This window comes from Pseudomonas sp. G2-4, from assembly GCF_030064125.1.
Taxonomy (GTDB): Bacteria; Pseudomonadota; Gammaproteobacteria; order Pseudomonadales; family Pseudomonadaceae; genus Aquipseudomonas.
In genome coordinates, this window is sequence record NZ_CP125957.1 from 491123 (window position 1) to 504580 (window position 13458).

A 13458-nucleotide genomic window follows, 5' to 3' on the forward strand; every position below is an offset into this window, starting at 1 on the left:
TTGCGGGTATTGCTGATCAAGACCTCTTCGCTGGGGGATGTTATTCACACCCTGCCGGCGCTGACCGACGCGGCGCGGGCGATTCCTGGCATTAAGTTCGATTGGGTCGTGGAAGAAGGCTTCGCCGAAATTCCCACCTGGCATCCGGCCGTGGGCAAGGTTATCCCGGTGGCTATCCGGCGCTGGCGCAAGAACCTCTGGCAAACCATCAAGAACGGTGAGTGGCGACGCTTCAAACAGAGCGTGCGCGTGCAAAAGTACGACCTGGTCATCGATGCCCAGGGCCTGCTGAAAAGCGCCTGGCTGACCCGTTACGTCAAGGCCCCGGTGGCCGGTCTGGATAAGGATTCAGCCCGGGAACCCTTGGCCGCGCGTTTCTATTCCCGGCGCCTGGCGGTGGCCAGGAGTCAGCACGCGGTTGAGCGCGTGCGTCAATTGTTCGCCCTGGCGCTGGGCTATGACTTGCCGCAAACCCGGGGCAGCTATGGCCTCAACATCGACCGACTGGTGGAGTTGCCACGCCCTTATCCCTACGTGGTGTTCCTGCATGGCACGACCTGGGAGTCCAAGCACTGGCCCGAGCTCTATTGGCGCCAGCTCACCGAGCGCATGGGGCAGTTCGGCGTGGTGGTAAAACTGCCGTGGGGCAACCCGGCCGAGAAGGCTCGGGCTGAACGTATCGCCAGCGGGTTGCGCAACGCCCTGGTGCTGCCGAAGCTGAATCTGGGGGGAATGGGCAAGATACTCGCCGGCGCCCAGGCCTGCGTGGCCGTGGACACGGGTCTCGGTCACCTGGCCGCGGCCTTGGACGTGCCGACGATTTCGCTGCTCGGTCCGACGAATCCGGTGCTGACGGGTGCCTACGGCAAGGACCAGATCCACCTCGCCAGCGATTTCCCTTGTGCGCCCTGCATGCAAAAGCAGTGCACTTACCCGCCGACCGCCGAAGATGCCCGGCGGTTTGATCTGAAACGCGAGCAGCCCCTGTGCTTCACGCGTCTGAACCCCGAGCGTGTTGCCAGCCACCTGAGCACGTTATTGGCTGAGGAGCCACGCTGATGCAATTGGCTTTTGTCCTTTACAAGTATTTCCCCTTCGGCGGCCTGCAGCGTGATTTCATGCGCATTGCCCTGGAGTGTCAGCAACGTGGTCACCAGATCCGTGTCTACACGCTGATCTGGGAGGGTGACGTTCCGCCGGGTTTCGAAGTGCTGGTGGCGCCGGTCAAGGCGTTGTTCAACCATCGCCGTAACGAGAAGCTCAGTGCATGGATGGAGGCCGACCTGGCCAAGCGCCCGGTGGATCGCTTGATCGGCTTCAACAAAATGCCCGGCCTGGACGTGTATTACGCTGCCGATGGCTGCTTCGAAGACAAGGCACAGAACCTGCGCAATTCGCTGTACCGGCGCTGGGGTCGCTACCGCCATTTCGCCGAGTACGAGCGGGCCGTGTTCGCCAAGGACGCAAAAACCGACGTGCTGATGATCTCCGAAGTCCAGCAGCCGCTGTTTATCAAGCACTACGGCACGCCGTTGGAGCGCTTTCACTTGCTGCCACCCGGCATCGCCCAGGACCGTCGCCGGCCCGCCGATGCCGATGAGATCCGCGCCGCGTTCCGTGCCGAATTCGAGCTGGCCGATGACGATCTGCTGCTGGTGCAAATCGGTTCCGGCTTCAAGACCAAAGGGGTGGATCGCAGTCTCAAGGCTTTGGCCGCGCTGCCTGGTGAATTGAGAAAGCGCACTCGGCTATTTGTAATTGGCCAGGACGACCCCAAAGTATTCCAATTGCAGAGCGCCACGCTGGGGCTCGGTGACAACGTACGGTTCCTCAAGGGTCGCAGCGATATTCCGCGTTTCCTGCTGGGGGCCGACCTGTTGATCCATCCGGCCTACAACGAGAACACCGGCACCGTGCTGCTCGAGGCACTGGTGGCCGGGTTGCCGGTGCTGGTCAGCGCGGTGTGCGGGTATGCCCATTACATCGCCGAAGCTGACAGCGGCCGGGTGCTCGACGAGCCGTTCGAACAGGCACAGCTCGCCGGGTACCTGGGCCGTATGTTGAGCGACGCCGACGCACGGGCGGCCTGGAGCCGCAACGGTCTGGCCTTCGCCGAGACGGCCGACCTCTACAGCATGCCGCAGCACGCGGCCGATGTGATATTGGCGGAGCACGCACAATGAAACTGATGCTGGCCGAACCGTTCAAGAGCCTTTGGGCCGGACGCGATGCGTTCGCCGAAGTCGAGGCGCTCAAGGGCGAGGTCTATCGTGAACTGGAAGCCCGGCGCACCTTGCGCACGGAGGTGGACGGTCGCGGCTTTTTTGTGAAGATCCACCGTGGCATCGGTTGGGGCGAAATCTTCAAGAACCTGCTGACCGCCAAGTTGCCGGTATTGGGCGCGGGGCAGGAATGGAAGGCTATCCAGCGCTTGCAGGAAGCTGGCGTGCCGACCATGACAGCCGTTGCGTATGGCGAGAAGGGTAGCAATCCGGCGGACCAGCACTCGTTCATTGTCACCGAAGAACTGGCGCCGACCGTCAGCCTCGAAGACTTCAGCATTGATTGGGTCAAGCAACCACCACAGCCGGCGCTCAAGCAGGCCCTGATCGCCGAAGTCGCACGCATGACCGGCATGATGCACCGTGCTGGGGTCAACCATCGTGACTGCTACATCTGCCACTTTTTGCTGCACACCGACAAACCGGTAACGCCTGGGGATTTCAAGCTCTCGGTGATTGATCTGCATCGCGCCCAGACACGTCCGGCCATCACCACTCGCTGGCGCAACAAGGACCTGGCGGCGTTGTATTTCTCGGCGCTGGATATTGGCCTGACCCGTCGCGACAAGCTGCGTTTCCTCAAGGGCTATTTCCAGCAGCCGCTGCGCCAGATCCTCGCCGAAGAGGCTCCGCTGTTGAACTGGCTTGAAGGCAAGGCCAACAAACTGTATGCCCGCAAACAGCGGTACGGAGACGCGCTCTGATGTCGGGTTGGACACTGGAGCCGGCCTACACTGAGCTGGCCCAGGATTTCGGGAGTCTCGAGACGGTGTTCGCCCTCGAAGGTGAGCGTTTGACTCGCGACCCGCTTTCAGAGGTGATCCGGGTGCAGCGCAATGGCGTGAATTATTACGTCAAGCGCTACGTCGGGGCCGGCAAGGGCTTGCGACGCTATCTGGGCAGGCCACGGGTCAAGTCCGAATGGCAAAATCTCAAGCGCTTCGCCAAGTGGGGTATCCCCACCGCTGAAATCGTGGCCTGGGGTCTGGAGCGAAACGGTGCTGCCTATGCCCGTGGCGCGATGATTACTCGCGAGCTGCCTCATACAGAGGACCTCTCGGCCTTGGCGGATCGTCATGATCCGAGGTTGGCGGACCGAGCCTGGGTCGACGGAGTGAGCCGGCAATTGGCTGGCTATACGCGGACCATGCACGACCACCGCTTCACCCATAATGATCTGAAGTGGCGCAACCTGCTGATCGATGACGAATCGAAGCTGTTCCTGATTGACTGTCCGAACGGTGATTTCTGGCGCGGTTTCTGGCTCAAGTACCGCATCACCAAAGACCTGGCGTGCCTGGACAAGGTGGCCAAATACCATTTGTCGGCCACTCAGCGCCTGCGTTTTTACCTGCAATATCGCCAGCGTGAGCGGCTCGATGCGTGCGACAAGAAACGCATCCGTCACGTGGTGAGATTTTTCGAGGGGCGTGAATGACGGATTTTCTGGCCGTTGAAGACCGGGCGTTGCTGCAGCGGCATGGCCTGGACAGCTTCGAGGCCCTATGGGCGCGGCAACTGGACGCGGTGGATGAACCCAATACCTCGGGCGGTGGCTGGAGCAGCGTGTTCCGGCTGGAGCTGGAAGGGCAGGGCTATTACCTCAAGCGCCAGAGCAATTACCTGACCCGAACCTTGTCTCACCCCTTGGGTGAGCCGAGTTTTTCCCGGGAGTTTCGCAACATCAGTCGTTATCGCCAGTTGGGGATTCCCGCCCTGCAAGCGGTGTTCTATGGCCAGCGCAAGGTGGGTGACGAGCTACGGGCCATCCTGCTGACCCGTGCCCTGGATGGCTGGGATGACCTGGATTCACTCTTGCAACGCTGGCCGACCCTGACGGCGGCGCAGCGCACCACCATCCTGAAAGCCTGTGGCCAGTTGGCGCGGCGCCTGCACGGCATGCATCAAGTGCACGGTTGTTTCTATCCCAAGCACATTTTTCTGCAAGCCACCGCCAGCGGCTATCAGGCGCAATTGATCGACCTGGAAAAGACACGACCGTTGCTGTTCGGCCAGCGAGATCGGATCAAGGATCTGGAGCCTTTGCTGCGCCGCGCCTCGATCTGGAGTCACGACGATGTGCGCCAGTTGCTGTCTACCTATCTGGACCAACCACTCGATGGTGCTCTGGTCGACAGCTGGATGACTCGCCTGAGCGCCCGGCGCAACCATAAGGAAGCCCGTTGATGCACCTGTCCGAATTGAAGAGTGCCGGTCGCAGCCCCCGCTTGCCCCTGAGCCTGGAACTGGCCGATGCCGCCGGCCCGGCGCAGTTGCAGCTGCTATCGCTGTTGCGGGTATTGCCGGGCCAGCGTTACGTCGGAGCGGGCGTCTGGCGCGGCCGACCGGTACTGGCCAAGTTGTTGGTAGGCAGCAAGGCCGCGCGGCATTTTCAGCGGGAACTGCAAGGTGTGCGCCTGCTGGCGGAACAGGGGTTGACGACGCCGCTGTTGCTCGCCGATGGCCTGAAAGAAGGTGAAGGCGGCTGGCTGTTGTTCGAGTTGCTCGAAGGTGCCGAGAGTCTTGGCGATGCCTGGAAGCAGGTCGAGCACCTGCCATTGCTGGCCGACGAACAAACGGCGGTATTGGCCGAAGCTCTGGGCGCCATCGCGCAACTGCACGGCAAAGGCCTGTGGCAGGAAGACCTGCACCTGGACAATCTGCTGCGCCACGACGGCAAGCTCTATTTGATCGACGGTGCCGGCATTCGCGTCGAAACCCCGGGCCAGCCCTTGTCGCGGCAGAAAGTATTGGAGAATCTGGGGGTGTTTTTCGCCCAGTTGCCCAAGTCCCTCGAGCCGTTCAATGAAGAGCTGTTGGTGTACTACCTGCTGGGCAACGCTGAACACGCGCTGCCCATGGAGGCGCTGCAAAAACAGATCGACAAGGTTCACGCCTGGCGGCTGAAGGATTTCCTGGAAAAGGTTGGGCGCGAGTGCAGCCTGTTCAGCGTGCAGCGCGGGGCATTCGGCCTGCGGGCAATCCGTCGTGATGAAGAAGCGGCCATGACCCCGGTGCTGGAGCAGGCGGATGCCTTGCTTGACCAAGGGCACCTGTACAAGACCGGTGGCGCGGCGAGCGTCGGTAAAGTCGATGTGGACGGCCGCACCTTGGTGATCAAACGCTACAACATCAAGAGCTTCGCCCACTGGCTCAAGCGCTTCTGGCGCCCGAGCCGTGCCTGGCACTCCTGGCGCGAAGGCCATCGACTGACCTTCCTCGGCATCGCCACGCCCAAGCCGCTGGCACTGCTGGAAAGGCGTTTCCTGTGGCTGCGTCGCGGTGCGTACCTGGTGACCGAATACCTGTCTGGGCCCGACATCATCGAGCGCTTCGGCCCTTACGTGGAAAACGGTGATGTACCTGACTCCGAACTCCTGGCGCTGGACCGGATGTTCGCCGACCTGATCCGCGAGCGCATCAGCCACGGCGACTTGAAGGGCCACAACCTGTTCTGGCAGCACGACCGCTGGGCGTTGATCGACCTGGATTCCATGTGTCAGCACCGCACCCACGCCAGCTTCGCCCCGGCCTACGCCCGGGATCGCGCGCGGTTCATGCGCAACTGGCCTGAGGACAGTGCGTTGTATCGGGTGATTGATCAGCGGGTGCCCAAGGTGGTCGATAACGCTTGAACCGTTTGCCTGCTGTGTCGTGCCGCTCACTCAAGGCAATCGATGGCCCCGTGGCGAGGGAGCTTGCTCCCGCTGGGCTGCGCAGCAGCCCCCAAGCCATTCAACACCGTGTACCAGTAAAAACCAGTTGGCCGCTTTTACGACTGCTGCGCAGTCGAGCGGGAGCAAGCTCCCTCGCCACAGGACTGTGCATGGCTGCCAATACAGCCAATTGCCACTCTCTGCTAGAGGCTTAAAGCCGCTTTTAAGCTATAATCCCGCCCTTTCTGCCCCGCGCCCCCGGCGAGTGGCACATCAATTTTTCGCGGCGCTTGGTCGCCCGTATGCAGACATTAAGAGGCTAGACCCTGTGGCATTGACGATTCTTGGCCTGTCCGGCGCCCTTAGCCATGATCCTTCCGCAGCGCTGTACATAGACGGCAAGCTGATCGCGGCGGCCGAGGAAGAGCGCTTCGTACGCGATAAACATGCAAAGAACCGCATGCCCTATGAGTCGGCGAAGTTCTGCCTGGAACAGGCCGGCATCAAACCGTCCGACGTCGATGTGGTGGCGATCCCGTTCGCCCCGATCAGCCTGTTCGGTGAAGCGCGCTGGCACTACGCCAAGCGTTACTGGTACGCCCCGGACCGTGCCCTAGACGCAATCCTGATGGGCAACCGTCGCTACAAGCGCTATCGCCGCAAGATCGTCTGGTGCCTGGAGCAACTGGGCTTCGATCCGAAGAAAATCAAGATCGAGCCGGTCGAGCACCACCTGGCCCACGCTTCCAGTGCCTATCATTGCTCGGGCTTCCAAGAGAAAACCGCGATCCTGGGTATCGACGGCAAGGGCGAATACGCCACGACTTTCTTTGGCTACGGCGAAAACGGCAAGATCCACAAGATCAAGGAGTTCTTCGACCCGGACTCCCTGGGTGGCCTGTATGGCGCGATCACCGAATTCCTGGGCTTTGAAATGCTCGACGGCGAGTTCAAAGTCATGGGCATGGCGCCCTATGGCGATGCCAGCAAGTACGATTTCTCGCGCCTGGCCTCGTTCGAAAACGGCGAACTGGTGATCAACACCGACTATGCCAACGTGATCGGCCTGCGTCGTTATAAAGAGAAGGGCAAGGGCTTTTACTTCTCGCCGAAGCTGATCGAATGGCTCGGCCCGAAACGCGAAGGCGACATCGCCGACGAGCCGTACATTCATTACGCGGCCAGCATGCAGGCGCTGTTCGAGAAACTCGCGCTGCAAATGATCGACCATTACCTGGGCGACGTGCTCAAGGAAACCGGCAAGCTGGCTTTCGCTGGCGGCTGTGCCTTGAACGTCAAGCTGAACCAGAAAATTATCGCCCGTGACGACGTCAAAGAACTGTTCGTGCAGCCGGCTTCCGGCGATGCCGGCACTGCGGTGGGCGCGGCGGCTTACGTGTCCCATGCCCGTGGCGTGCCGGTGGAGAAGATGGAGCACGTCTATCTCGGCCCTGCCTACAGTAACGAAGACGTGATCGCCGCCTGCGCCCGTCATCCGAGCAAACCGGTGTGGCGCAAGATCGACAACACCCCCGAGCGCATTGCCAAGATCATGGTCGATGGCAATCCGGTGGCCTGGTTTCAGGGCCGCATGGAGTTCGGCCCGCGGGCCTTGGGCGGTCGCTCGATCATCGGTTGCCCGAGTGCCAGCGGCGTGGCTGATCGCATCAACGAACAAATCAAGTTCCGCGAGCGCTGGAGGCCTTTCTGCCCATCCATGCTCGACACCGTCGCGCCGCAGATGATCAAGGTCGATCACCCGGCGCCGTTCATGACCTTCACCTTCGAAGTGGCTGAAGAGTGGAAGACCCGCGTGCCGGAAGTCGTCCATGAAGACGGCACTTCCCGGGCCCAGGTGCTCAAGCGCGAGTACAACCCGCGCTACTACGACATGATGAAGGCACTGGAAGTCCTGACCGGCAACGGCGTGTCCCTGAACACCTCACTCAACCGCCGTGGCGAACCGATGATCTGTTCGCCGACCGATGCGTTGAACATGTTCTTTGGCTCCGATCTGCAGTACTTGATCATGGAAGACATCCTGGTGGTCAAAGACGGCGTGGATGCTTATGACTGAGGCGTTGATCAGCGTCGTCATCCCTGCTTATAACTATGCCAAGACATTGCCGCGTGCGGTGAACTCTGTTGTGGCGCAGTTGGGAGATGCCCAAGCTGAACTGCTGGTGATCGATGACGGCTCAACTGACGCGACGCCACAAGCACTGGAACAGCTTCAGGCTGAACATGCGAATTGCTTTCGAGTTCTGCGTAAACCCAATGGTGGGCTGTCTTCGGTACGCAATCGCGGGATCGAGGAGGCTCAGGGGCAATACCTGATCTTCCTGGATGCCGATGATGAGATGGCTCCAGGCGCGCTGGCTGCGGTGACCCAACATATCGCCAGTCATCCAGAGAGCCGTTTTATCATTGGTGGGCACTGGTCGGTGTTTTCCGATGGGCGTCGGGTCCGCCATTGCGTAAAACCCTTGCCCGCCACGCCGCGTGAACGTGTGCGTGGTTACTTGCTGGACAAGAAAGTGATGCTGTCCAACGGCGCCTGCGTAATGCATCGCGATGTGTTTGCGCCGGGCAATTACCCTGAACACTTGCGCAACGTCGAAGACATCCCGGTGTTCGCCCAGGTGTTGGCGCGTTTCCCATGCAGCGTTCTCGATCAGCCGCTGGCGCTGATCCATAAGCACGACGACAGCATGCGTCACGACCTCAAGCAAAGCCTGGCGGCGGGTGTGGGGATGGTTGACGAGGTGTTTTCCCCTGCGCGCTTGCCTGGAATGCAGGACTTGCGCCAGGCTTTCCTGGCTCAGCGCTGCCTGTCGTTGTTCCGTGATTGCTACACCGCTGGCGACTATGTCAAAGCCAGGGCTTTTTATGCCCAAGCTGTGCGCACCGATATTCGCTCTCTCACGCGTTGGCCCTATACCCGCAAGGCCATTCGGTTGTTGTTCAAGTGAGTGCGCCGTCGCCCGTCGAAAGTGTGCTCCAGGCTGAGGGATGCTGGGCGCAAAAGGCACGGGAGTTGGATCGTTATCGTTGGAAGTTGCTACGTGAGCGTCATGGTCGCTGTGGCAGCCTGCTGCGCCTGGTTCGTGATGTGCTCGTCGATGTCGCGATCGGGATACGCGCCAAAGCATGCTTGAATGCTACGGTCGACCCCATGCACTGTGAGGTGCTGTTGCTGCATTCGGCACCCAAGTCCATGGCGTTGCAGCGCAAGAATATTTTGATCGAGGCCCTGCGCGAGCGCGGACACGATCTGAAGGAAGCAGCGTTACGCTCACCGTCGCACGCTTGCGCCCAGCGAATGCTCGTGACGCCGCCGCAGTCTGTACCGCTGCGTTATCTGGTATACGCGGCCCATGCCCAGTGGTTAGTGATGGCCTACCAGCCCAAGGTGTTGATCAACGAGCGCAACGGTAGTCTCCATGCGCCATTTCTGCGCTTGGCATTGGCTGCGCGTGGCGCTCGACTGCTGCATCTGGCCCATGCCGCGACGCTGGAGTCTTCTCGACGCCTGGCGATGAACGACTTTGATTTCTACGGCGTCTTTGGACGCAGTTCGCTTGTTGCCTTGCAAGAACGCACATTGCGGTTTGGTGAGTCGACAGTCGTGCTGGTCGGTTCTTACCTAGCTGATGAAACCTATGACCTGCCCGTCGCTGATCCGGCTCTCCGGACAGTGTTGGTTTTGGGGGTTGGTCCTGACCGGGAGAAAGACTCGGGCTACCAGCACACCTATCAGTTGTTGTGCGATTGGGCCGAGCGGCATCCGCACTATCGCGTACTGTTCAAGCGTCACCCGCGCAGCAAGGCGCAATTCTGGAGCGCTGCTGCTGAGCGGTTAGCCAACGTAGAGCTGCTGGATATCACGTGCTCGCTGGCCCAGGCGCTGGCGCAGGCCAGCGTTGTGATCAATATTATGTCCAATGCCGGCATCGAGGCAGGGTTGGCGGGGCGGCCGGTGATCCATGTGAACGCAGGCAGTGATCGGGACATTTTTTCCCATTCGCTTTTTTTTGGGCCTCAAGTTCGTGATGAGCATGAATTGTCCCGTCAATTGCAGGCGCTTGAGCTCGACTACCCGGGGCATGTGGCCCGCGCCCGCCATTTCGCCGATTATCACTTGGTGTACGGTTCTCAGGGATTGGCAAAAACCGTTCAACTCGTCGATAACCTGTTGCACGACATAGAGCCTGTGCGGGATTTCGAGACCTTCAGGCTTCCTGCCGTCGGTTGAGTCCGGGTGGCCGATGCACTTAAGCGTTGAGCGCCAGCCTCACTTCCAGTTCATTGCACAGGCGTTGGTGGTTCAGGTAGTTCTCCAGGAACTGGTTGTCCTTGAGCAGCCACTCGCGCTCCTGCCGATAGCGCAACATATGCTTGAAATTGCGCAGGCGCAGGCCTTTGCGTAGCGGCTTGCGGTAGGTCCGCAGGTCTGCAATGTCGATCAGTCCCAGCGTGTTCTGCGGCGTCAATACGACGTTGCCCAGGTGCGCGGAGCGAAAGTAGATGCCGCTCTGATGCAGCTTTGCAACGAACTCCCCCAAGCGTGCTTGAAGATCCTCATTGGCATCCACGTTCAGCAGTTGACGCAGGGTGTGGCCAGGCAGTGGCGTGTAATGGACGGCATCGCGCGCGATGCTGGGGATGCGATAAACCTGGAGAATTTCCGGACACTCGATGCCGCGTTCGTGCAGCGTTCGGCAGTTATCGGCGAAGCGCTTGGCGTACGGAGCCCAGAGCGCGGATGTCAGCAGGCGTTTACGACGAAACAGCTTGAGTATCGAGCCATCAGTCAGGCGCAGGACTTTATCCCCTTTACCATCGGCTTCGAGAACCTCGGCACCTTCGCGCAGGCTGAGATAAAAAGCATGGTCGAGCGTTTGCATCTGTGCTCCAAGATCTGGCCCGATGGATGGGCCGCCGGCTATGTTACCGCAGTGTGCATGCTGCAAAAAACAGCTGTGGTATAGTCGCGCCAAATTTCAAGGGACCCCGGCCCTGTCCATGGGGTCGCCTGGACTCTGTCACAGAGTGTTGTTTCTGATCCATGTTGCTATTCACCATGCGTCGGCTGGCGTGTAGATGCCGCCTATCTTTTGGACACTCCATGACGACAATGCTGTTCATTTCCTTGGCCGCTCATCAAGGCCTTTATTTCAATCGGTTGCTCAACGAAACTGAACTACAAGGCAAAGTAGTTACCCCTTCACAGATGCCCTGGTTCGGGTCACTGCAGGTATCCAGGATCCTTTCTCGCATCGACTGGGCGAGCCTGATCGAAGAGAAATGCGAGGAACGTCGCGTCAAGAACAAGAGCAATGGCCGGCTTTACCGCCTGTTGTTACGTCTTGAACTCTTTGGGATGGCACTGCGGGCGCAGGCTTTGCTTGATCGAGAGCGTCCTGATGCATTGGTATTCTGGAACGGTGCCCATCGCTATTGCCGATTGCTGACGGCGCTGGCCCCGCCGGGTTGCCAGACGTTCTTTTTCGAGAATGGCCTGTTGCCTGATACCACGACGGTGGACCCCAAGGGTGTGAACTACCTGAATGCGGTTCCGCGTGAGGCCGATTTTTACCTCAACTATCCTTATTCCGTGCCTGAAAACCAGGCCGCGCCAGTGCTGATTCCCCGTCCGCCCCGTACCAGTGGCCCGGCACCCATTGCGCTGCCGGAGCAGTTTGTCTTCGTTCCGTTTCAGGATGACCGCGATAGCCAGGTTCGGCTGTTTTCTCCCTGGATCAGCAACATGCGCGAGATGTTTGCCTTGGGCGAACGACTGGCTGAAGAGACGGGGCTGACGGTGGTGTTCAAGGAACATCCATCCAGTCGCGAGACGTACCCGGAACTGCATGAGCGTACTGATGATCGCGTGCTGTTCGCCAACGGTAACGCTACCCAGCAGTTGATCGAGTCCAGTCTGTTTGTGGTCACGATCAATTCGACGGTTGGCCTGGAAAGCCTGCTCCTGGGCAAGCCCGTGCTTACTTTGGGCCAGGCGTTTTTCAACATAGAGGGGCTGGTGATGCATGCCGACACGGCTGAACAGGTGGTGGACTTGGCGCGTGCATTCCCGCGATGGCCGCTCAACGAGCAATTAAGACGTAACTTCCTGCACTACCTTCGCGAGCACTACTGCATCAAGGGTGGCTGGAAGAACGCCGATAAAGCTCAGTTACAACGAGTTGCCGATCGAATGCTGGGGAAAAGTTAAGTGCTGCCAAAAATGCAAAGATTTATCAGCAAGGATGTCCTGACGGTGTGGGCATCCATCGGGTTTCTGGTTTTGTTATGTGGCCCGTGGGTACTACCGAACAACAAGCTTTATCACCAGATGCTGATTGTGCTGCTCTGGGCGCCCGCCTTGCTGGCGCTGTTCCATCGGGACTTTCGCCTGTTATTCAAACAGCCGGAGTGTTTTTTTTTCGTCTTGTTCGTGGCCTGGACGTTCCTGGTATTGGCGGTCGAGGGGGGCGATAACGTCTTCGGCAAGGCCAAGGTGACATTCTATGTAGCCCTGACCCTGGCAGGCGTGTTGCTGGCGGCACAGAACCGCAAGTGGCGGTTAGAGTCCATGTTTTTGTACGCATCGATTATTGGCGGTGTTTTTGCGGCCGCTTCCTGGGCATATTTTTATGGTCTGTCCGCCCGGCCTGTGCACTCCCGGGTGATCGCCATCGGCTTATGGGATACCCCGATCATGGCCGCGCACGCGGTGGGCGCCTTGGCGATTATGGGCGCGTTCACCCTGCGAGCCAGGCACCTGCCTCCTGTTGTGATGGCGTTGCTACTGATCCCTGCAACCGGATATGCGCTGTTTTTGGGCTTCAGCCAAACGCGCGGTGTTTGGATCGGCTTGGTAGCCTGTCTACTCGTAATGGGCGTAGCGCGACCGTCACGCCTGGGAAGCGGGCTGCTCCTTCTGGGGGCGTTGGGAGTGGCGTGCATTGCTCTATTCAAACCCGAGATTCTATTGCAGCGTGGCGTTTCTTACCGTCCCGAGCTATGGCGAGGTGGTATCCAGTTGATTCTGGACCATTGGGCGACGGGGTTGGGATTCAACGAGTACCTGATTCCGGTCCCTGAAATAGCGAGGTCCTTCAAGCATCCCCATAACCTCTTTCTGGATACCGGAGTGCGTCTCGGGGTGCCGGGTCTGCTGCTGTTCGGCTGGCTGTGGCTGACGGCTGGCTGGCGCGGCTGGATTTCGCGAGCTCAGCCGCTGGGTCAAGTGTTGCTGGCACTCTGGGTTTTTTCCGGAGCGTCGTTGCTGACCGATGGCATCGGTCTCTGGCTCAAACCAAACGCCGATTGGTTGATCACTTGGCTGCCGATTGCTTTGAGTATCGTGTTGGCCGCTCGGGGGAGCGCTGAAACTGAACGCTCCACCCAAGGCGTTTCTGTTTCCTGATGCTTATGACGCGAAAGCGAATTGCTATCGCTGTGCTTTCCAGTCGTTCAGTCCTGACTGCGCCGGTGTTGTAATTCGTTCGCTGTTA

12 protein-coding genes are annotated in these 13458 nt (G+C 59.7%); 11 read left to right on the top strand and 1 reads right to left on the bottom strand.

Annotated features, from left to right (window positions below; translation table 11 throughout):
- The 9 genes from waaC (at position 1) to QNH97_RS02215 (ending at position 10193) form a co-directional block, all read left to right on the top strand.
- A complete protein-coding gene (gene waaC, locus QNH97_RS02175; RefSeq protein WP_283555395.1) occupies positions 1–1059 on the top strand; it encodes a lipopolysaccharide heptosyltransferase I in 1059 nt (352 codons plus the stop codon).
- Positions 1059–2183 (top strand): glycosyltransferase family 4 protein, encoded by a 1125-nt coding sequence (locus QNH97_RS02180; RefSeq protein WP_283555396.1) that lies wholly within the window; start codon positions 1059–1061, stop codon positions 2181–2183. Before waaC ends, QNH97_RS02180 begins: the two co-directional genes overlap by 1 nt.
- Positions 2180–2986, top strand: a complete 807-nt coding sequence (gene rfaP / locus QNH97_RS02185; protein ID WP_283555397.1) for a lipopolysaccharide core heptose(I) kinase RfaP — start codon at positions 2180–2182, stop codon at positions 2984–2986. The genes QNH97_RS02180 and rfaP overlap by 4 nt, the downstream gene beginning before the upstream one ends.
- Entirely contained in the window at positions 2986–3720 is a 735-nt protein-coding gene (locus tag QNH97_RS02190; protein ID WP_283555398.1) for a lipopolysaccharide kinase InaA family protein, read from the top strand. The genes rfaP and QNH97_RS02190 overlap by 1 nt, the downstream gene beginning before the upstream one ends.
- On the top strand, positions 3717–4469 hold the full coding sequence (locus QNH97_RS02195; RefSeq protein ID WP_283555399.1) for a lipopolysaccharide kinase InaA family protein: 753 nt from the start codon (positions 3717–3719) through the stop codon (positions 4467–4469). Before QNH97_RS02190 ends, QNH97_RS02195 begins: the two co-directional genes overlap by 4 nt.
- Positions 4469–5917, top strand: a complete 1449-nt coding sequence (locus tag QNH97_RS02200) for a lipopolysaccharide kinase InaA family protein (protein WP_283555400.1) — start codon at positions 4469–4471, stop codon at positions 5915–5917. Before QNH97_RS02195 ends, QNH97_RS02200 begins: the two co-directional genes overlap by 1 nt.
- 349 nt (positions 5918–6266) lie before the next feature.
- On the top strand, positions 6267–8015 hold the full coding sequence (locus QNH97_RS02205) for a carbamoyltransferase family protein (RefSeq protein WP_283555401.1): 1749 nt from the start codon (positions 6267–6269) through the stop codon (positions 8013–8015).
- The gene (locus tag QNH97_RS02210; RefSeq protein WP_283557590.1) at positions 8008–8910 is read left to right on the top strand and encodes a glycosyltransferase family 2 protein; all 903 of its coding nucleotides are present in this window, start codon (positions 8008–8010) and stop codon (positions 8908–8910) included. Before QNH97_RS02205 ends, QNH97_RS02210 begins: the two co-directional genes overlap by 8 nt.
- A gap of 65 nt (positions 8911–8975) precedes the next feature.
- Positions 8976–10193 (top strand): glycosyltransferase family protein, encoded by a 1218-nt coding sequence (locus QNH97_RS02215; RefSeq protein ID WP_283555402.1) that lies wholly within the window; start codon positions 8976–8978, stop codon positions 10191–10193.
- Between the two features lie 19 nt (positions 10194–10212).
- Here the strand turns inward: QNH97_RS02215 and QNH97_RS02220 are convergent, their stop codons facing one another.
- Complete coding sequence (locus QNH97_RS02220; RefSeq protein ID WP_283555403.1) at positions 10213–10845, bottom strand: BUD32 family EKC/KEOPS complex subunit; 633 nt, start codon at positions 10843–10845, stop codon at positions 10213–10215.
- A gap of 221 nt (positions 10846–11066) precedes the next feature.
- On the opposite strand from QNH97_RS02220, the gene QNH97_RS02225 reads away from it, so the two are divergent.
- On the top strand, positions 11067–12173 hold the full coding sequence (locus QNH97_RS02225) for a capsular polysaccharide export protein, LipB/KpsS family (protein ID WP_283555404.1): 1107 nt from the start codon (positions 11067–11069) through the stop codon (positions 12171–12173).
- Between the two features lie 12 nt (positions 12174–12185).
- On the top strand, positions 12186–13370 hold the full coding sequence (locus QNH97_RS02230) for an O-antigen ligase family protein (protein WP_283555405.1): 1185 nt from the start codon (positions 12186–12188) through the stop codon (positions 13368–13370).
- Positions 13371–13458: the final 88 nt, after the last annotated feature.